Origin of the sequence: Amycolatopsis sp. NBC_00348 (genome assembly GCF_036114655.1) — a bacterium.
Lineage (GTDB): Bacteria > Actinomycetota > Actinomycetes > Mycobacteriales > Pseudonocardiaceae > Amycolatopsis.
Window position 1 is genome coordinate 10,479,178 of sequence record NZ_CP107994.1, and the last position, 18,998, is coordinate 10,498,175.

19 protein-coding genes and 2 pseudogenes are annotated in these 18,998 nt (G+C 70.6%); 7 read left to right on the plus strand and 14 right to left on the minus strand.

The genetic code is table 11. The features are described 5' to 3' along the window. Position 1: 1 nt before the first annotated feature. The 7 genes and pseudogenes from OHS58_RS47470 to OHS58_RS47500 all read right to left on the minus strand — a co-directional run. On the minus strand, positions 2-1,582 hold the full coding sequence (locus tag OHS58_RS47470; protein ID WP_328646626.1) for a glycoside hydrolase family 27 protein: 1,581 nt from the start codon (positions 1,580-1,582) through the stop codon (positions 2-4). Between the two features lie 114 nt (positions 1,583-1,696). Then, on the minus strand, positions 1,697-2,275 hold the full coding sequence (locus OHS58_RS47475) for a TetR/AcrR family transcriptional regulator (protein WP_442875505.1): 579 nt from the start codon (positions 2,273-2,275) through the stop codon (positions 1,697-1,699). A 900-nt stretch (positions 2,276-3,175) separates the two neighbouring features. Continuing rightward, positions 3,176-4,057 (minus strand): factor-independent urate hydroxylase, encoded by an 882-nt coding sequence (gene pucL / locus OHS58_RS47480; RefSeq protein WP_328646627.1) that lies wholly within the window; start codon positions 4,055-4,057, stop codon positions 3,176-3,178. A gap of 3 nt (positions 4,058-4,060) precedes the next feature. Beyond that, positions 4,061-4,378, minus strand: a complete 318-nt coding sequence (uraH, locus tag OHS58_RS47485; protein ID WP_326947144.1) for a hydroxyisourate hydrolase — start codon at positions 4,376-4,378, stop codon at positions 4,061-4,063. Beyond that, positions 4,375-4,854, minus strand: a complete 480-nt coding sequence (uraD, locus tag OHS58_RS47490; protein WP_326947145.1) for a 2-oxo-4-hydroxy-4-carboxy-5-ureidoimidazoline decarboxylase — start codon at positions 4,852-4,854, stop codon at positions 4,375-4,377. Before uraD ends, uraH begins: the two co-directional genes overlap by 4 nt. Before the next feature lie 79 nt (positions 4,855-4,933). After that, a pseudogene (locus OHS58_RS47495) lies at positions 4,934-5,167 on the minus strand (helix-turn-helix domain-containing protein); the annotation flags it as partial. A gap of 429 nt (positions 5,168-5,596) precedes the next feature. Beyond that, a pseudogene (locus OHS58_RS47500) lies at positions 5,597-5,860 on the minus strand (helix-turn-helix domain-containing protein); the annotation flags it as partial. 129 nt (positions 5,861-5,989) lie between these two features. Between OHS58_RS47500 and allB the strand changes: the two are divergent. Further along, a complete protein-coding gene (gene allB, locus OHS58_RS47505) occupies positions 5,990-7,318 on the plus strand; it encodes an allantoinase AllB (protein ID WP_328646628.1) in 1,329 nt (442 codons plus the stop codon). A 1-nt stretch (position 7,319) separates the two neighbouring features. After that, on the plus strand, positions 7,320-8,333 hold the full coding sequence (gene alc, locus OHS58_RS47510; RefSeq protein ID WP_247062335.1) for an allantoicase: 1,014 nt from the start codon (positions 7,320-7,322) through the stop codon (positions 8,331-8,333). Positions 8,334-8,562: 229 nt separating this feature from the next. Here alc and OHS58_RS47515 read toward each other — a convergent pair whose 3' ends face one another. From OHS58_RS47515 to OHS58_RS47530, 4 genes are read right to left on the minus strand one after another with little or no spacing between them, the layout of a single operon-like run. Then, positions 8,563-8,736 carry a hypothetical protein gene (locus OHS58_RS47515; RefSeq protein WP_247062336.1) on the minus strand — a complete coding sequence of 58 codons (174 nt, stop codon included), beginning with the start codon at positions 8,734-8,736 and terminating at the stop codon, positions 8,563-8,565. A 25-nt stretch (positions 8,737-8,761) separates the two neighbouring features. Next, complete coding sequence (locus OHS58_RS47520; RefSeq protein ID WP_328646629.1) at positions 8,762-9,517, minus strand: MBL fold metallo-hydrolase; 756 nt, start codon at positions 9,515-9,517, stop codon at positions 8,762-8,764. Positions 9,518-9,552: 35 nt separating this feature from the next. Further along, positions 9,553-10,029, minus strand: coding sequence for a CoA-binding protein (locus tag OHS58_RS47525; RefSeq protein ID WP_326947149.1), 477 nt, complete (start codon positions 10,027-10,029; stop codon positions 9,553-9,555). Continuing rightward, positions 10,026-11,312 (minus strand): O-acetylhomoserine aminocarboxypropyltransferase/cysteine synthase family protein, encoded by a 1,287-nt coding sequence (locus OHS58_RS47530; RefSeq protein ID WP_328646630.1) that lies wholly within the window; start codon positions 11,310-11,312, stop codon positions 10,026-10,028. Before OHS58_RS47530 ends, OHS58_RS47525 begins: the two co-directional genes overlap by 4 nt. A gap of 278 nt (positions 11,313-11,590) precedes the next feature. On the opposite strand from OHS58_RS47530, the gene OHS58_RS47535 reads away from it, so the two are divergent. From OHS58_RS47535 to OHS58_RS47545, 3 genes are read left to right on the plus strand one after another with little or no spacing between them, the layout of a single operon-like run. After that, the gene (locus OHS58_RS47535) at positions 11,591-12,121 is read left to right on the plus strand and encodes a DUF3887 domain-containing protein (protein WP_247062340.1); all 531 of its coding nucleotides are present in this window, start codon (positions 11,591-11,593) and stop codon (positions 12,119-12,121) included. Between the two features lie 24 nt (positions 12,122-12,145). Beyond that, positions 12,146-13,444 (plus strand): serine hydrolase, encoded by a 1,299-nt coding sequence (locus tag OHS58_RS47540; RefSeq protein WP_328646631.1) that lies wholly within the window; start codon positions 12,146-12,148, stop codon positions 13,442-13,444. Further along, positions 13,441-13,878 carry a VOC family protein gene (locus tag OHS58_RS47545; protein ID WP_328646632.1) on the plus strand — a complete coding sequence of 146 codons (438 nt, stop codon included), beginning with the start codon at positions 13,441-13,443 and terminating at the stop codon, positions 13,876-13,878. The genes OHS58_RS47540 and OHS58_RS47545 overlap by 4 nt, the downstream gene beginning before the upstream one ends. A gap of 97 nt (positions 13,879-13,975) precedes the next feature. Here OHS58_RS47545 and OHS58_RS47550 read toward each other — a convergent pair whose 3' ends face one another. After that, complete coding sequence (locus OHS58_RS47550) at positions 13,976-14,836, minus strand: SDR family NAD(P)-dependent oxidoreductase (RefSeq protein ID WP_328646633.1); 861 nt, start codon at positions 14,834-14,836, stop codon at positions 13,976-13,978. A gap of 70 nt (positions 14,837-14,906) precedes the next feature. Between OHS58_RS47550 and OHS58_RS47555 the strand changes: the two genes are divergently transcribed. Together OHS58_RS47555 and OHS58_RS47560 are read left to right on the plus strand one after the other, a co-directional pair. Beyond that, complete coding sequence (locus OHS58_RS47555; RefSeq protein ID WP_328649977.1) at positions 14,907-15,833, plus strand: LysR family transcriptional regulator; 927 nt, start codon at positions 14,907-14,909, stop codon at positions 15,831-15,833. Between the two features lie 134 nt (positions 15,834-15,967). Continuing rightward, the gene (locus tag OHS58_RS47560) at positions 15,968-16,825 is read left to right on the plus strand and encodes a sigma-70 family RNA polymerase sigma factor (protein WP_328646634.1); all 858 of its coding nucleotides are present in this window, start codon (positions 15,968-15,970) and stop codon (positions 16,823-16,825) included. Positions 16,826-16,831: 6 nt separating this feature from the next. On the opposite strand, the gene OHS58_RS47565 is transcribed toward OHS58_RS47560, so the two are convergent. Next, positions 16,832-17,458, minus strand: a complete 627-nt coding sequence (locus OHS58_RS47565) for a (2Fe-2S)-binding protein (RefSeq protein ID WP_247062347.1) — start codon at positions 17,456-17,458, stop codon at positions 16,832-16,834. Between the two features lie 585 nt (positions 17,459-18,043). Then, entirely contained in the window at positions 18,044-18,895 is an 852-nt protein-coding gene (locus OHS58_RS47570) for a putative RNA methyltransferase (RefSeq protein ID WP_328646635.1), read from the minus strand. Between the last annotated feature and the right edge of the window lie 103 nt (positions 18,896-18,998).

The window sequence follows — 18,998 nt, forward strand, 5'->3', positions numbered from 1 at the left end:
GTTACTTGAGTGACCAGTTCTGGTTGGCGTCGTCGTTGCAGCCCCACAGTTCGAGCTGAGTGCCGTTGACGTTGCCGGCGGGCTTGTCGCCGCCGGTGACGTCGACGCACAGGCCGGACTGCGTGCCGGTGATGGAGCCGTCGACGTTCAGCTTGAACTGCTGATTCGTGCCGCCGTGACACGTCCAGACGATCAGCTTCGTCCCGGCCGCGGTCGCACCGCCGTCGGCGTCGAGGCAGAGGCCGTTGGCCTTCAGCTCACCGGCGCTGGTGAACGTCCAGGACTGGTTGGAGCCGCCGTCGCAGTCCCAGATGTCGACCTTGGTGCCGGGCGTCGTGAGGTTGCCGTTGATGTCGACGCACCGCGACGACGACGCGCCCTGCAGCGCCTTGGCCGTGCCGATGCTGGAGCCGCTCGCGTTGGCCTTCACGCGGTAGATCACGGTGCTGTGCGACGGGACGGCGGCGCTGATCGTGCCGGTGCTGGTGGTCAGCTCCTTCGACCACAGGTTGGTCAGCCGGTAGTTCGACGCGCTGGGCAGCCCGGCCGCGGCGGCCGTCGTTGAGACGGTTTTCGTGGTGGTGTTCTCGTTGAACAGCACCACGGCGACGTCCCCGTCCTGGAGGGGCTTCCGCAGGACGTCCAGCCCGCCGCTCGACGAGATGCGTGTCGCCTGCTTGCCGAGAGAGTCCTGGTCGACGGCGATGACGTCCGAGTTGAGATAGGTCGAGAAGGTCGCGACGCTCGCGGAGCGCAGGTCGGCGCCGGCGATCAGCGGCGCGGCCATCGCCGCCCAGAGCGTGAAGTGCGCGCGGTCCTCCTGGAAGTCCATGCCGTCGCCGACCTCGAGCATGTCGGGGTCGTTCCAGGCGCCGGGCTTCGCGGCGGACGCGAGGCCGACGTTCTGGCGGTAGATCGAGTCGATGCTGCCCCAGTTGTTGGTGATGTCGCCGGTGGTGCGCCACAGGTTGCCGACGTCGGGTGCCCAGGTCGAGGGGGAGAAGTTGCCCCACTCGCAGATGCTGTAGGCGATCGGGCGGCCGGTGGCCTTGAGCGCGTCGCGCATCGCGGAGTAGCGGCGGACGTAGTCCTGCTGGGTTTCGCCGCCGGGGCTGCCGCAGTTGTCGTACTTGAGGTAGTCGACGCCCCAGCTCGCGTAGCTGTTGGCGTCGGTCTGCTCGTGGCCGAGGCTGCCGGGGTAGTGCTGGCAGGTCTCGCTGCCGGCGCTCTCGTAGATCCCGAACTTCATCCCGCGCGCGTGGATGTAGTCACCGAGCGCCTTGAGGCCGCTGGGGAACTTCGCCGGGTCGGCGACGAGGTTACCCGCGCCGTCCCGGTTCTTGGTCATCCAGCAGTCGTCGAGGTTGACGTAGGTGTAACCGCGGTCGCGCATCCCGGAACTGACCATCAGGTCGGTGGTCTGCTTGACGAGCGTCTCGTTGATGTTGCACTCGAAGGTGTTCCAGGTGTTCCACCCCATCGGGGGTGTTCTCGCGAGCCCGTTTTCCAGGGCATCGGCAGGCTGACTGGTGATCCCGATGACGGCGACGGCGGTGGCGAGGACGGCGAGGACACGGCGCATGGCGGCTCCAACCGAACGACGGTGTTGAGGCAGGAGGACTAGACCACTCTGCAGCCTTGATGTCCGATGCTGATCGGTCAAGCGCCATTTTGAGTATTCTTGTTGGATTCCCGACTAAAGTTGCTCGCCCTGAAGTCGCTTGGCGACGTCCACGCTGGTTGCGCCGGCGACGGCCATGGCTTCGGTGTCCCGCAGCGCCCGGCAGAGGACGAAGGCGCCTTCGAGGCTGTTGACGACGGAGATGGTGAGCGTCCGTGCGGCATCTTGGCTGAGCCCGAACCGGGCGAACTTCTCGGTCCCGGCGTCGATCCACGCGGTGAAGACGTCAGCGGTGGCTTCCCGCAGCGGTTCGTTGGTACTCGCGACCTCGAGGGCAACGGTCGCGATCGGGCAGCCTTCGACGTAGTCGGTGGCTTCGAGCGTCGCGATCCCGGCGGCGAAGAAGGCCTCGATCCCGCTGATCAGGTCGGGTGCCGGGTCGATGAAGAGGTCGAACAGCTGGATGTAGGCAAGCCCGGAACTCCGGACGACCTCGGCACCGAGCTGCTCCTTCCCGCCGGGAAAGAAGTGGTAGAGCGAGCCGAAGGGAGCATTCGCCTCACTGACGATCTGCTTGAGCCCGGTACCGCTGTACCCATTGCGCCGAAAAAGCTCAGCCCCGGCGGCCATGATGCGTTCCTTGGTCCCTGCCACGGTTAGAGGATACGCGGTCGTTAGAGCGTTCTATCAACTCCCGGCGGCCGGCTCCGCGGCTCGACGGGCGGGATCCACGCTCGGTCGGCTCGCCCGCGCTTGCAGGCGGTCCCGCTCGGTCGGCTCGCCCACGTCTCGTAGGCGGGATCGACGCGCGGTCTGCTCGCCCGCGCCTCGCAGTCTGTTCCCCGCTGGGCCGACTCGCCCATGCCTCAGCAGTCCGCTCCACGCTCGATCGGCCGCTCGCGCCTCGGCAGTCTGCTCCCCTCTCGATCGGCTCGCCATGTGCGGTCTGTCGCCCACGTTTCGGCGGCGGGTTCACGCCCGATCGGCATGTCCACGCCTCAACCGGGGCTCGCCCACGCCCGGCGAGGTGTGGTTCAGGCCAAAGCCCTTGCCTACCCCGGCAGCTGTCCACAACCCACCTGGCTCGCCCCGCACCGCCCGGCCGTTCGAGGCGCTTCACCTCGGGCCCGCGCTCGCCGGATTCGCGTTCGCCGCCGATCCCGTCGATCGCGCCGTTCTGCCGATCGCGCCGTTGCTGCCGATCGCGCCGATCTGGCCGTTCCTGCCGATCCCCGCCAACTCCTGCCGATCTGGCCAATCCCGCCAATGGCGCCAAATTCCGCCGGTCCGGCCGATCCCGCCGATCCCACCAATCGTGTCCGCGCCCTCAGTCAAGCCGTTCCACACTCGGCCTACCCATCCGCGCCCCGACCTGGGACTTGCTACTCCGGCCCGGTTTATCCACACCCCACCCGTGATGTGGACAAACCGGCCCCGACATCGGCTTTTCCGGCTTTCCGTCGGAGGGTCCCGATACGCTGGAAGCGGGGCCGGTCCCCCGGAGAGGGCGGGGGCTGCTTTTTGCAGGCGGGCGGCGTCAGGCGCGAGCGCTCGCTAGTGGATGTCCCAAGCAGGGCCGGGGTCCTCGGCGTCGTCGCGCAGGATCGTGCCTTCGATCAGCCCGTACGGGCGGTCGGCGGCGTAGAACACCTCGTTGTCGTTCTTCAGCCCGAACGGGCTCAAGTCCACAAGGAAGTGGTGCTTGTTCGGCAGCGACAGCCGCACCTCCGCGACCTCGGGCCGCCGTTCGAGCACCGACTGGCCCATCGCGTACAGCGTCTGCTGCAGCGAAAGGCTGTGCTTCGTCGCGAAGGTCTCCAGCATCGCGCGCCGGACCTCGCGGTGGCTCTCCGCCCAGTCGATGCCGTCGCCCTGGTAGCGCCAGCGCGCGGTGACGGCGGTCGCGAGGATCCGGTCGTCGGTCTCGGCGAGCGTCGTGTACTCGTCGCGCGGGAAGCCGTGGAACTCCGAGCCGGTCGACTTGAGCACGACCAGGCCGTCGATCCCGGACACGACCCACGCGCGGTCGCCCTGGATCGTGACGGCCGTGGTGCGCCGTTCGTTGCCGGCGCCGCTGAACGCGTGGTCGTGCGGCGCGCCGTCGACGGTGATCCGGTCCCAGCTGTGCTCGTCGATCTTGATCCGGGCGCCGGAGATGCTCTCCTGTGTGCCGGTGAAGTGCCGGGCCAGGCGCAGGCCGAAGTCCTCGATTTCGCCGACCGGCGCCTCCTTCGCGAAGGCGTACACGGTGTTCTTCTGCGTGTCGGTCGCGAGCACCGCGGCGTTGTCGCCGGTCAGGTGCGTCGCGGCCAGCTCGCCACGCAACGACGTCGACACGGTGAGGTCCTTCAGGTGGTGGACGGGGCCGTCGCGGCGCACCGTGACCAGGCGGACCTCCGCCTTGCCGTACTGGTTGGGGCCCAGGGTGATGGCCACGGTTCAGCTCCCTCGGTAAGTCGAATAGGCGAACGGGCTGAGCAGGAGCGGCACGTGGTGGTGCGCGGTGCCGTCGGAGATCCGGAAGGTGAGGGCCACCTCCGGGAAGAACGCGTCCGGGCCGAGGTAGGCGCCGGTGTCGAAGACCAGCCGGTAGACGCCGGGTTCCAGCGTCTCGGGGCCGAGGTCGCGGACGCGGCCGTCGTCGTCGGTGCGCCCGTCGGCGATCGGCTTGCCCTCGGCGGTTTCGAAACGGACGGTAATTCCCTTTGCGGGCCGGCCTTGCGCCGTGTCGAGCACGTGCGTCGTCACCAGACTCACGCCGTCACCGCCTTGGCCAGCCGCAGGCCGGCGATCTTGAGCAGCTCCTGCCCGGCGACGCCGAGCTCGGTCGCTGGGTCGTTGCCGATGCGCTCGCGGAGGATCTTCAGCAGTTCGTCGCCGCTGCGTCCGCTGGCGCAGACGAGATAGACGTGCCCGAACTTGGCTTCGTACTCGGCGTTCGCGGCGGCGAACTCGTCGGCGTTGTCCACACCGGACTGTTCGCTGCGGGACCAGTCGGCCTCGGTCCCCTGCTGCTTCGGCTTTTCGCCGATCCGGGGGTGCGCGGCCATGGCCTGGCGGATCTCGTCACTGCTCAACGGCAGGTCCGCGGCGGCTTGCAGCGCGTCGAGGTTGTCGTAGGGCCTGCGGTCGAGAACCGCGTCCGCCCAGCGGGGGACGGCGAGGCAGGCCGTCAACGCCGGACGTACGTCGCCGGCGTCGGCGGTGTTGAAATCGGTGAGGGTGAGCGGCACGGGGAACTCCTCGTGAGTGGCGTCCCGCTGACCGTACGTCGGCGCCGGAGTTCCGTCAACATTTTGTTGAATGCGCTGGTCAGTCGGCTTCGCGGTTGAGATAGTTGTAGACGGTGAACCGTGTGACGCCCAGCGCGTCGGCCACCGACGAGACGGATTTCCGCAGGCCGAAGGCGCCGCGTTCGCGCAGCAGCCGCACTGCACGCTGCTTCCCGGCGCGGTCGAGATCGCCCAGTTCGGCGCCGAGTTCGCGCTCGACATCGGCGATCAGCCGGGCGAGCGCATCGTTCAGCTCGACGGACGGGGCGCTGTCGACGCCGTGCGATTCGCCCGCCTGACTGCCCGCCGTGTTCGGGCCACCCGCCTGGCCGCCCGTCGTGTTCGTTCCGCCTGCTCGACTGTCGGCCGTGTGCGGTTTACCTGCTGGATCGCCCGTTGAGCGCGGTTTCCCTGCCAGGCCGCTCGCCGTGTGCGACTTGTCTGCTGAATCGCCCGTCGCGTGTGGCTTGCCTGCTTGGCCGCCGGTCGCGTGCAGTTTGCCTGCCTGGCCGCCGGTCGCGTGTGGTTTGCCTGTTGGACCGCCCGCCGCGTGCAGCTTGCCTGCCGGATCGCCCGTCGCGTGTGGAGCGACCACAGGACCGTCCGTCGTGTGCGGTTCGGCAGCTCGGGCAGTCGTCGGATCGCGCTGGTCGGCGGCGGAAACGACCTCCGGCTCGGTCGGTCCGCCGGGTCGATCTCCCTCCTCGGCCGCGGCGCCGGCGTCCGCCGCGGCGACCTGGCGCACCTGCAGCGTGACCTGGGTGGCGCCGCCGTCCAGCGCCGCCTGCGTGATCCTGGGCAAGGCCTCGAGAAGGGCCTTCGCGTCACCGCGGACGAGCGTGCCGAGCGGCCCGAAGTCGGTGTCCAGCCCCGCTTCCACGGCCGCGTCGCGCGCGGCGAGCGCGTGCTCGGGCGGCGAACCTTCGCCGTGGAACGGTTCGCTGGTGAACTCCGCTTCAAGCCGCACGAGGTGACCGTAACGCGCCGCGTCCGTCGTTGACGAGCGACGCGAGCCGTGGTTAGTGTCGTTGTGCGAAACCGTCTTTCCGTACTGTGAAATCGGCGGTGGTCACTTCTCCCGGCGAAGGGTTCTCGGATGGATCTTGTGGTGCGCGCAGCCCGGGCGGTCACGGCCGAGGGCGAGGTCCCGGTGACGCTCGGCGTCGACGGCGGCCGGATCGTCGCGGTCGAACCCGGCGGTGCTTCGCTGATCGGCGACCGCGTCGTCGAACTCGGCGACGACGTCGTGCTGCTGCCCGGACTGGTCGACACGCACGTCCACGTCAACGATCCCGGCCGCGCCGAGTGGGAGGGCTTCGAGACGGCCACCCGCGCGGCCGCGGCGGGCGGGGTGACCACGATCGTGGACATGCCGCTCAACAGCCTGCCGCCGACGGTCGACGTCGCGGCCCTGGAGGTCAAGCGCAAGGCGGCGACCGGCCGGGTGCACGTCGACGTCGGTTTCTGGGGCGGCGCGATCCCCGGCAACGTCTCGGACCTGCGCGGGCTGCACGAGGCCGGCGTCTTCGGGTTCAAGTGCTTCCTGCTGCACTCCGGCGTCGACGAGTTCCCGCCGCTCGACCCGGCCGGGCTCGACGAAGCGTTGCGGGAGCTGAGTTCCCTCGACGCGCTGATGATCGTCCACGCCGAGGACGCGCACGAGATCGACGAGGCGCCCGAGCCGCATGGCGGTCGCTATGTCGACTTTCTGTACTCGCGCCCGCGGGCGGCGGAGAATCTGGCCGTCACGCACGTGATCGAGGCGGCCCGCCGCAACTCGGCGCGGGCGCACATCCTGCACCTGTCGTCCGCGGAAGCACTGCCGCTCGTGGCGGAGGCCCGCCGCGACGGCGTCGCGCTGACCGCCGAGACCTGCCCGCACTACCTGAGCTTCGTCGCCGAGGAGATCCGCGACGGCGCCACGCAGTTCAAGTGCTGCCCGCCGATCCGAGAGGCGGCCAACCGCGAACAGCTGTGGCAGGGGCTCGCCGACGGCGTGATCGACTGCGTCGTCAGCGACCATTCACCGTGCACGCCGGAGCTGAAACGCTTCGACAGCGGCGATTTCGGGCAGGCCTGGGGCGGGATTTCGAGCCTGCAGCTGGGTCTCCCGGCGATCTGGACGCAGGCGCGGCAACGCGGGTTCGCGCTCACCGACGTCGTCCGCTGGATGGCCGAGCACCCCGCCGCGCAGGCAGGGATGCGTCGCAAGGGCCACCTGGCGGTCGGCTACGACGCCGACTTCTGCGTGTTCGCGCCGGACGAGGCGTTCGTCGTCGACGTCGCGAAACTCAAGCACCGCAACCCGGTGAGCGCCTACGACCGCCGCCCGCTCGCCGGCGTGGTCCGCTCGACCTGGTTGCGCGGCACCGAAATCACCGGCGACGCGCCCTTCGGGGCGTTGCTGAACCGGGGGAACTGCTGAGATGGAGGCTGTGTTGTCTGACCGTCCTGAGTGGACAGAGCTGCCCGACCTCGCTTCACGTCGCTTCGGCGGGACCGTGATGTGGGCGACCGACGAGCTGTTCGCTGAGAAGGAAAACCTGGTCAACCCGTGGACGCCGGCGCACCGCGCCGAGACGTTCGGCCCGAAGGGCCAGGTCTACGACGGCTGGGAGACCCGCCGCCACCGCGAACCGGGCGACGACCAGGCGATCCTCCGGCTCGGCCTGGCGGGCACGGTCACGGGTGTGGTCGTCGACACGGCGTTCTTCAAGGGCAACTACCCGCCGTTCGTCTCGGTCGAAGCGGCTTCGGTGCCGGGTTACCCGAGCGCGGCCGAGCTGGCGACAGCGGACTGGGACATCCTGGTCGACCGCGCGCCCGCGGCGGGCCACACGGAGAACTTCCACACGGTCAACGGTTCCCGTAGGTACACCCACGTCCGCCTGACCCAGCACCCCGACGGCGGCGTCGCCCGCCTGCGCGTCCACGGCGCTCCGATCCCGGACCCGGACCTGCTCGACCTGGACGCGCTGGATCTGGCGGCCCTGGAGAACGGCGCCCTGGTGACGGGGTGCAGCAACATGTTCTATTCGTCGCCGAACAACATGCTCTCGCCGGGTCTCGCGGCCCACCAGGCGGAGGGCTGGGAGACGGCCCGCCGCCGCGACGACGGCAACGACTGGGCGACCTTCAGACTGGCCGGCGCCGGGACCGTCCGGTTTGTCGAGCTGGACACGAGCAACCTCAAGGGCAACGCCCCGGGCTGGGCGTCGATCAGCGGCCGCGACACCTACGGCGAGTGGGTGGAGCTGCTGCCGAAGACGCGCCTGCAGCCGGACACCCGCCACCGCTTCGCCGTACCGGACGGCCCCGAGGTGACAGAGGCCCGCCTGGACATCTACCCGGACGGCGGCCTGGCCAGGCTGCGCCTGTTCGGCCGCCTGACGGAGACGGGCCGCGCGAACGTGAAAGCCCGATTCGCCAAAACCCGCTGAGGCTCGTACGGCCCGCATTTGGGAGTCGGCGTCGTGTGCGACAAGTCGCGCAAGTCGGTTGGGTCACCCACGTCAGGTTGACGAGTCGCGTGTTCTCTGCCGAGCCGTGCGGCTATCGCGTCACACTTCAGCGGAGCACGTCAGCCCAGCGTCCGAGCCCCGGCGCGGTCTCCCTGCCCGAACTCGCGGGTCGTCGACGAGTGCCGTACACCTCGTCGACGGCCCGTGGTCAGCCCGCGTCGGGACGGTTCAGGTAGGCCGAGGCCAGCGATAGGACGCACGCGCAGCCGATGATCGCGCTTACCCACCACGGCAGGCCCGCCACGATGCTCCACACGAAGCCCGCCGCCGCCAGGAGGGCGACGAGGATGTTCCGGAACTGCAGCGGCGTCGGTTTGGCCATACCGCCAGCCTCTCACGGGTCCACATCAGACCTCTGCGCGCTCCCCGGGTTCGAGCAGCACCAGTCGGTCGGTCAGGCCGGCCGCCTCGAACTCCTTCCTCAGTACGTCAGGACCTTCGCTGAAGTGCTGCCAGCCCCGGAAGTGCAACGGGACGACCTTCGCCGAGCCGAGCACCTTCGCCGCCGCGGCGGCGTTTTCGCTGGTCAACGTCAGGGGAGCACCGTCGAACAGCTTCGTCCTCGCGGCACCGGCGAACAGCACCGCGATGTCGACGCTGAACCGCGACGCGATCTCCCGCACCAGGTCCACCGACGCGTTGTCCCCGCTGACGTACACCGTCGGCAGGCCTTCGCCGCTGAGCACGAAGCCGGTGACGTCACCGGCGAGCTGCTCCGCTCCTTCCGGCCCGTGCAACGCCGGGACAGCGGTGACCGTGAGCCGCCCGACCTGCGTCTCCTCCCACGGCTCCAGGCCCCGCGCAGTCCCGCCCAGCCGCTCGGCGCCGCTCGGGGTGATCAGGGTCAGCGGCACCGTCTCGAGGTAGTCGCGCCCGCGATCGTCCAGGTTGTCCGGATGCTGGTCATGGGACAGCAGCACGGCGTCCACCACGCCGACGGCGTCCTCGGTCAGCACCGAGTCCTCGGTCTTGACCAGCACGCGCTGGCCGATCGAGTGATCACCCGGCGGATCGAACGTCGGGTCGGTGAGCAGCCGGACGCCGCCCAGTTCCAGGAGTGCGGTCGGACCACCGGACAGGGTGATCCCGAGCTTCTCGGTCATACCGGGGCCAACGACGGGAACGGGTGCGCTCTTCCCTAGGGTGCCGACTGCCTCCGCGAGCTGATCACGCCGGTGTTGAACCCGGCCAGGTGCAGGCCCCCGGCGAACCGCGCGTGCTCGATCTTCACGCACCGGTTCATCACGACGTCCAGCCCCGCCTCCCGAGCCCGGTCGGCCACCGGTTCGTGCCACAACCCGAGTTGCAGCCACAACGTCCGCGCGCCGGCGTCGATCACGTCCTCGGCCACCTGAGGCAAGTCATCGTGTTTCCGGAACACACTGACGAGGTCCGGTTCGCCCGGCACGTCCTTCAGTGAGGCGTACACCGGCTTCCCGAAGAGGGTGTCCAGGCGCGGGTTGACGAAGTTGACCTCGTACCGCGTCGACGAGAGCAGGTAGGTCGCGACGAAGTAGCTCGGCCGAGACGGGTTCGCGGACGCTCCCACCAGCGTCACCGACTTCGCCCGGTTCAGGATCGCGCGCCGCTCGACAGCGCCCACGGCATACGTCATCCGGCCACCGCCTTGCCCAGGGCCTGGTCGAGGTCCCAGAGGATGTCCTCGACGTCTTCCAGCCCGACCGACAGTCGGATCAGGTCAGGGCCCACGCCCGCGGCCGTGAGCTGCTCCTCGGACAGCTGCGCGTGGGTCGTCGACGCCGGGTGGATCACGAGCGTGCGGGCGTCCCCGACGTTTGCCAGGTGTGACAACAGCTCCACCGACTCGACGAACCTTTCGCCCGCCGCGCGCCCGCCGTTGATGCCGAAGGAGAACACCGCCCCTGGCCCGGCGGGCAGGTACTTCTTCGCCAGGTCGTGGTGTGGGTGCGCCGGCAGCCCCGCGTAGGACACCCAGGCCACGCGTGGGTCCGCGTCGAGGTGTTCGGCGACGGCGCGGGCGTTGGCGACGTGTGCGTCCATCCGCTGGGGCAGGGTCTCGACACCTTGCAGCAGCAGGAAAGCCGAGTGTGGCGAGAGGACCGCGCCGATGTCCCGCAACTGCTCCGCGCGAAGCCGCGTACAGAACGCGTACTCGCCGAAGTTCTCCCAGTACTTGAGGCCGCCGTAGCTCTCGACGGCCTCGGTCATCCGGGGGAACTTCCCGTTGCCCCAGTCGAACTTCCCCGACTCGACGACGATCCCGCCGAGTGTCGTCCCGTGGCCGCCGAGGAACTTCGTCGCCGAGTGCAGCACGATGTCCGCGCCGTGCTCCATCGGCCGGCAGAGGTAAGGCGTCGCCAGCGTCGCGTCGACCACCAGCGGGATGTCGTGGGCGTGCGCCAGGTCCGCCAGCGCGGTGAGGTCCGCGATGCCGCCACCCGGGTTGCCGATCACCTCGGTGTAGAGCAGTCGGGTCCGATCAGTGATCGCCGCGGCGTAGTCGTCGATGCCGCCGCTGACGAACGTCGTCTCCACGCCGAATCGCCGGAGCGTGCCGGTGAGCTGGGTGACCGTGCCGCCGTAGAGGCCGCTCGCCGACACGATGTGGTCGCCGGCCTCGGCGAGCGCACTGAAAGTGAGGAACTCCGCGGCCTGCCCGCTGCCGGTGGCGACACCGCCGATCGCGCCCTCGAGGCTGGCGATCCGCTCCTCGAACGCCGCCACGGTCGGGTTCCCGATCCGGCTGTAGATGTTGCCGTACTTCTGCAGCGCGAACAGGTTCGCCGCGTCGGCCGCGTCCTCGAAGACGAAGCTCGTGGTCTGGTAGATCGGCACGGCACGCGCACCGGTCGCCGGGTCGGGCGTTCCGCCCGCGTGCAATGCGCGGGTCCGGAAGCCCCAGGTGCGTTCACTCATCGGTCCTCACCGTAACCGTCCTCCCCTTCGGTCGGCCACGCCTCCCAGGTGGTGGGCGCGGTCATTTCGTGCTGTCGACGTTAGCACGGTTTGATATTCCGTGCGCTACACTCTAACGTATGAAATGTGCCGTGTGTGGCAAGCCGTTGCCACCTCGTCGCGGAGCTGGGCGAAATCGCCAGTACTGCGACGCCACGTGCCGGAGCGCTGCCCGCAGGCAGCGAACGCACGTAAAGAACGACTTGACAACTTCCGGTCGTCAATCCACTCTTGACACCGTGCCGGACGAACCTTTGGCCGCGGTCGGTGCGGCGTTGCGGAAGGTCCGCGACGCGGAAGCCGCACTGCGGGACACCGTGGACGCGGCCAGAGCGGCCGGGCACACCTGGCAGGAGATCGGTGACCTGCTGGGCACCAGCCGACAGGCCGCGTTCCAGCGGTTCGGCCGGCCGGTCGATCCGGCAACGGGCGCGTCGATGACGGAACTGAAGCGGCCCGACGCGATCCACCTCGCCGAGGAGCTTGTGTTCGAGCTCGTCGGGTGCCGGTGGCACGAGGTACGCCGGGACTTCGACGACCGCATGCTCGCGTCGGTCGGCGAAGAAGAGCTGCAGCTCGCCTGGACGCAGCTGGCCGGATCGGTCGGACGCTACGAACGGATGGGAGAGGCATACGCACGGTCGGCGGGGGACTACACGATCGTCCACCTGCCGGTGGCCTTCGAGGCCGGTGAGCGGACCGTGCAGGTGACCTACCGCGAGGACGGTCAGGTGGCCGGGCTGTGGATCCGGTCGGCCGAACAGTTGTGAGCGCAGTTGTGAACAGGGGGAACGATGAAGACAGCAATCGCGGGCGTGATCGCGGTCCTCGCACCGCTGGTGGCCCCGGCCGCCCACGCCGCCGAGGTACCCACGGCGGGGGACCAGCTTGAATGGGTCGTCGACGCCACCGGGCGCGTCCCGGTGTCCGATGCCGAGTTACAGCAGCACATCGCGCAGGTCCTGGTGACCGCGGCGGGAGGCACGGCGGGTATCAATGCCGCACTGACCGGGCTCGGCCGGCTCGAGGTGGAGCGGGTCGTCACCGAGGCGCCTGACCACGTCGAGGCGGTGGTCCACGGCCCGGCGGACGACTACCTGCTGGATCTCCACGTCGACCAGGCCGGGCTGATCGACGGGCTGCGGGCGACCGCGGACGACCCGGTGCCGTCGTCGTGGCCGGAAGTGGACGCCCAGCTCGCGGCGCTCGGCGGGCGCGTCTCGTTCGGCGCGTCGGAGATCCTGCCGGACGGGCGCTGCCGTGACGTACACGGCGTGCGGGACAACGTGCAACGGCCTCTGGGCTCGGCGTTCAAGCTCTACGTCCTGGGTGCGCTCGGCACCGCGGTCGCGGAGCACAAGGCGTCCTGGACCGAACAGCTCGCTATCCGCGACGACTGGAAGAGCCTGCCGTCGGGCGTGCTGCAGAACCAGCCGGCCGGCACCCGGCTCCCGCTGTCGGAATACGCCGACAAGATGATCTCGATCAGCGACAACACCGCTGCCGACCACCTGATCCACCGGCTCGGTCGCGACGCCGTGCAGCGGCAGGTCACCGCCTTCGGCAACCAGCGGCCGTCGGCGAACATCCCGTTCTTGACGACCAAGGCGCTGTTCGAGCTCAAGGCGACGCAGTACCCGGCCCGCGCCGACGCCTACCTGGCGTTGCCACGCTGGGCACGTCCCGCCGCGGTCGCGGGACTCGAACGGCTCCCGCTCACCGGACTCACCTCCTGGCCCAGGCCCGAGAAGATCGACCAGCTCGAGTGGTTCGGTTCCCCGGACGACATCTGCCGGGCGTTTTCCGGGCTGCAGAAGGAGAACCAACCGGAGATCGGGCACGCGCTGTCGCTCAACGACGGCGGGCTCGGCCTCGACAAGGCGAAGTTCCCGGAGGTCTGGTTCAAGGGCGGCAGCGAACCCGGCGTACTGACCTTGAACTACCTGGTCCGGACGGCCGACGGCCGGTCACTGGTCACCAGCGTTATGGTGTCGGACCCGGTGGCGCCTCTGGACGAAAATCACGTCGCGGCACGAGGAATCGCGGTCGCAAGGGGGGCGGTGGCGCTGTTGGCGGCTACGCTGCGCCGGTGACGGTGCGCTGGAGTCTGACGATCGATTGCGCGGCGCCCCGCGCGCTGGCGAGGTTCTGGGCGGTGGCCCTCGGCTACATCGAGCGGCCACCACCGGCCGGGTTCGCGAGCTGGGAAGCCTGGTTGACGGAGTTCGGAGTACCCGAGGACGAATGGGACGACGGCGCGTACCTGGCCGACCCGGAAGGTGTCCTGCCGAGCCTGAGCTTCCTCAAGGTTCCCGAAGACAAGGTCGTGAAGAACCGGCTGCACCTGGACATCCAGGCGGGAGGCGGTCGCGAGGTGCCTTGGGAGACGCGGTGGGAGCGGGTCGCCGAGGCGATCGCCCGGCTCATCGCGGCGGGCGCGACGGTGCAGCAGGAGCACGAGGCGGGCGGCCGCCCGGACCACGTCGTGATGGCGGATCCCGAAGGCAACGAGTTCTGCGTGCTCTGAGCCGGTGCCGCCGAACCGCGCGTGACCGGTGGTCATCGTCACCGGTCGCCGTACGGGACTCGGGCCGGCGGTCGCGCGTGGGCCTGCCGAGGCGCGGCTAGCCGATCAGCTCCTCGTGTCGCGTCGGGTTGCCGCTGTGCCACGGCAGCACGGCGCCGTACCGGACCAGTTCGCCGTAGGTAGACGGGTCGAGGTCGCCGAGCGTCAGGTCGAGCACCGCACGTGCGGCCTGGTCGGGCGTTTGGGCCTGGCTGAAGTCGGCGAACCACGGGCGTGACGCCCGCGTGTCGACCAGGCCGGGGCAGACCGCCGCGACCAGGGTGCCGTCCGCGAGGTCTCGCTCCCGGCGCTCCGCGGCCACCGCGCGTACGGCGGCGACCTGGGCGACCTTCGAGGGCACGTTGATCCACTCCGGCCAGCCCAGCTCGTTCGCCCGGCCGTCGTGGATCGCGGCGCGCCAGTCCTCGACGGCTTGCTCGACGTCGTCGAGCGACACTCCGTCGAACCGGGGCCGCAAGGCTTCGGGCAGGTGGCCGAGCGTGCCCAGCGAGCTGGCGACGACGAGCAGCCGGCCACCCGGGCGCAGGATCGGGCCGAACGAGCGCAGCACCGCGTGGGTGCCGGCGTTCGCGACGTCGAGGAAGACGTCGGCCTGCTCAGCCTGGGGCCGTCCGGGATGGAGCGGGCCGACGGCGTTGGACAGCACGATGTCCACCGGGCCGAGGTCCGTGGCGAAGCGGGCGACGGCGTCGGCGTCCGAGACGTCGAGGACGCGGCCTTCCACCCGGGCGCGCGTCGCGGGGTTCGCGGCGACGCGCTCGGTGGCGGCCGCCACGCGCTCGGTGTCGCGGCCGGTGAGCAGGACGAGGTCGTCCGGGCCGAGGCGGGTGGCGAGTCCTCGGGTCAGGGCGAAGCCGAGGCCTTGGTTGGCTCCGGTCACCACAGCGGTACGTGTCATGCCGCCACGCTAGGTCCGTCCGAGCCATGCGCCCAGCGAGAGATCGGCAAGCCTGGTATGCGTGAACGTCATGGACTTCGGCGACGTCTCCCTGGTGGCCCTCCGCGTGTTCCGCGAGGTCGCCGAACGCGGCACACTTACAGCGGCTGCGGCGGCCCTGGGCTACACGCAGTCCGCGGTGTCACGGCAGATCGCCTCGCTCGAGCGCGTGGCCGGGACACCGGTGCTGGACCGGCGTCCCGGCGGGGTCCGCCTGACCGCGGCCGGGAATGTCGTGCTGCGCCGGGCGATCGCGGTGCTGGACCAGATCGACGCCGCCGGGCGTGAGCTGGCCGGGCTGCCCGCCGACGGCGGGAGCGTGCGGCTCGGCTGGTTCCCCAGCGCGGGTGCCGTCCTGGTGCCGCGGGCGGTCGCGGAACTGCGGCGCACCCACCCCGCGGTGCGCGTCACCACCCGGGAGGGCACGACGCCGGTTCTGGTGCGGGCGTTGCGCGCGGGCACGGTGGACCTGGCCGTGCTGGGCTCGGTGCCGCCGTTCCGGCCGCCGGACTCCGAAACTCCGGCGCTGCGGCTCAAAACCCTCGCCGAGCGCACTCTTTGCCTCGCCGTGCCCGCAGGGCACCCGCTGGCCGGCGCGGACGCGGTCGACGTCGCCGACCTCCGTGGACAGCGGTGGATCGCGGGCCCGTCGGGGGAGGACACGCTGATGGGCGTGTGGCCCGGGCTCGACGAGCGTCCCGAGATCGCGCACACCGCGCGTGACTGGCTCGCCAAGCTCAACCTGGTCGCCGCCGGTTGCGGCCTGACGACGTTGCCGGCTTCGCTCGTCGAGGCCGTGCCGCCGGGGGTGCGGGTCGTGACGGTGCGGGGCGGGCCGTCGGAACGGCGGCGCGTGGTGCTGGCCCGGCTGCCGGGGCCGCTCTCCGAACCGGCCGCGCTGCTGGCCGAGGCCCTGCGCCGGGTGGCCACCGGGGTGCCGGATCGCGCCGATGACTGAGGTGCCGATGACCGAGGAGTAGTGACCGAGATGCCGATGACCGAGATCACGCCGGGCGCTGCGGCGTTCGTGTCACATCGGTCGTTGCCGCGGGGTCTACTGCTACGACTCCGGCGCGGAAGGAACGGGACACGGTGGATGCACTGACCGAGCGGTTCGAACACGAGCGGCCCCGGCTGCGGGCGGTCGCCTACCGGATGCTCGGCTCGGCGAGTGAGGCCGACGACGCCGTCCAGGAAGCTTGGCTGCGGTTCGACCGCACCGACACCGGTGACGTCGAGAACCTCGGCGCGTGGCTGACCACTGTCGTCGCTCGAGTGTGTCTCTCCATGCTTCGCACCCGGCGCAACCACCGCGAGGAACCGTTAGAACTGCAGCCCGAGCCGGACGCGGACGTCCGCGATCCCCAGCAGGAAGCCGAACTGGCCGACTCGGTCGGGTTGGCGTTGCTGGTGGTGCTCGACTCGCTCGGGCCGGCCGAGCGGGTCGCTTTTGTGCTGCACGACATGTTCGCCGTGCCGTTCGACGACATCGCCCCGATGATCGACAAGACCCCGGCCGCGACGCGGCAGCTCGCGAGCCGTGCCCGTCGACGGGTCAAGGGTGGTGCCGCGGCGGACGCGGACGTGCCTCGCCGCCGCAAGGTCGTCGAGGCGTTCTTGGCCGCTGCGCGCGGCGGCGACTTCGAGGCATTGCTGTCGCTGCTCGACCCGGACGTCGTCCTGCACGCCGACCGCTTCGTCGGGCCGAGCCCGGCGCCCGTCGTGCTGCGCGGGGTCGCCAGCGTCCGCGACGGCGCACTGCTGGCCTCCGCGCGGGCCCGCGCCAGTGAGCTGGCCCTTGTCGACGGCGTTCCCGGTCTGCTCATGGTGCGCGACGGGCGGCTGTCGGTCGTCCTGTCCTTCACGATCGACGATGACCGGATCACCGGCATCGACGTCATCGCGGACCCGGAGCGGCTGCTCGGGCTGGAGGTCGCCGTGCTGGACTGACCCCGGTCAGCCCAGGGCGGCGCGAAGGCGTGCTTCGCGCTCCGAGGGCGTCTGACGCGGGCAGCTCACGCACTTGGGGTTGCCGACTTCATAGATCAGGCAGCACGACGCGCGGCGGACGGCGGGTGTGCGGCCGACGCGGACGAAGCGCGGCTTCGGCAAGTCGAGGTCGATCGCCGCCACCAGTGGCTCGGCCAGGGCCATCGCGCGCTCCGGATCCGGCGTCCACAGCAGCCGGTTGCCGATCGAGTCGGTGGCGATCGCGCCCAGCGCGCGTTCGCGGGCCCCGGTGACGGCGGCGATCGTCGCGATCGCGGTGCCGAGCGTCTTGGCGAACGCCGCGCCGAGTTCGGGCAGCCCGCCGGCCAGCGGACGGGTGGACCGGGCGCCGAGGAACCGGCCGTCGGCGACGAGGTCCAGCTCCGTGGCCGCCAGCGCCGGATCGACGAGGGTGCCCGCGACCAGGCCTTCGAGCGCGGGCGCCACGAGGATCGAGGAGAGGGAGTACCACCAGATCGTGCCGAGAACCTCCGGCCGCGCGCAGCCGTAGAGCTTCGCCGCGCCGCCGATGCGGGCCCGTACCCACTCCGGGTCCGCGAGCAGGGTCGCGGGGGCGGTCCAGTCGGGCTTCACGCCTCCACCCTTCCAGACGCGCCAGGCGCGCGCGGAGTACGTGCGGTTCGGGCGGGCAGGGAGACGAGGTGCGGGCTGGCGGGGAGGCGCGGTGCCGGGCTGGTGGAAGACGCGGTGCAGGCAGGCGGGAGACGCGGTGTGGACGAGGCCGGTTACGCGGCGCGAGCGGACGGGAAGTCGCGGCGGACGGGAGAGCGGGAGACGAGTTCACCTCGGCGGGGGCGACCGGGGCATCGCCGAGCGGAGATGGGCCATCTCGATCGGGGGTGGCCTCGCCTGGGCCTGGCTGAGCGCGCCGGCAAGTCGCGGTGCGCGGAGGTCAGGTCGTTGACCGGACGCGCCGACGGGCTTGCGGTGCGAGGGAGGTCGGGTCACCGACGGGCGTGCTGGTGAGGCTGCGGTGCGCGGAGGTCGGGCCGCCGACGAGGGCGCATCGGCGAGGGCGCGGTGCACAGGACCGGGTCGGGCGCGTCGGCGACGTTGCGGGTGCGGAGGGTCGGGCAGCCGCGACGATGGCACTGGCCGCCGTGGGTGGCTGTGGCGATGGCGCGCGGCCGGTCCGCCGAGGGCGCCGCGCCGGTCATATCACAGGCGCCGATACGTGGAGACCGAGAACGACACCGTGACCTCCTGTGGCTCACTCACTGCCGCCAGACGCTCCCTACGGCCGTCGCGGTCCAGGTGGTGGCCTGCTGGGCCCATCTCCACCGCCTGGCGGATGCGTTCCGGTGTCAGCTCCACCTTGCTGCGTACCGCCGTGCGGGCCGTGCGGGTGAAGTACTCGCCCAGGGTGCCGTCCAGGCGCTCCTCCTTGCGGTCGTCGACCGTCAGGACCAGGTCGCCCAGCTCGCGGAGGTGGTCCGGGGTCGGGGAGGCGACCGTCAGCAGGCCGCCCGGGCGCAGGACCCGGTGGAACTCCGGGCCGTTGCGTGGGGCGAAGACGTTCAGCAGGACCGTCGCCACCTCGTCGCCCACCGGCCACGGCTCCCACAGGTTCCAGACCGCCGCGCCCAGGCGGGGGTGGGCTCGGGCCGCGCGGCGGAGGGCTGCCGCCGAGACGTCCAGGGCCAGCCCGGTCGCCGCCGGGGCCGCGGAGAGGACGTGGGCCAGGTAGTAGCCCGTGCCCGCGCCCGCGTCGATCACCAGGCCGTCGGCCTCCGCGCACACCCTCGCCAGCTCGTCGGCCAGCGCGCGGTACGCGCCCGACGCGAGGAAGTCCGCGCGGGCCGTCACCATCGGCGCGGTGTCCGCCGTTCCGGCCGGGATTCGCGCGTGCAACAAGTTCACGTAACCCTGTCGCGCTAGATCGAAAGAGTGGCGGTTGCCGCAACGCAGCGTGCGTTCGGCTAGCCCGATCGGGTCGCCGCACACCGAACATCGCAACGCTTCCACGACCTGGGGTGGCAGTGGGTCATTCCCGCCGTCGGCTGGGGTCATGGGGATATTCGACCACGAGGTTTCACAACCGGACACTTCAGCACAGGTCCCGGGAAACCTGGACGTAACAACGTGGCGTGGACAGTTCACGCGGGTGAAACCT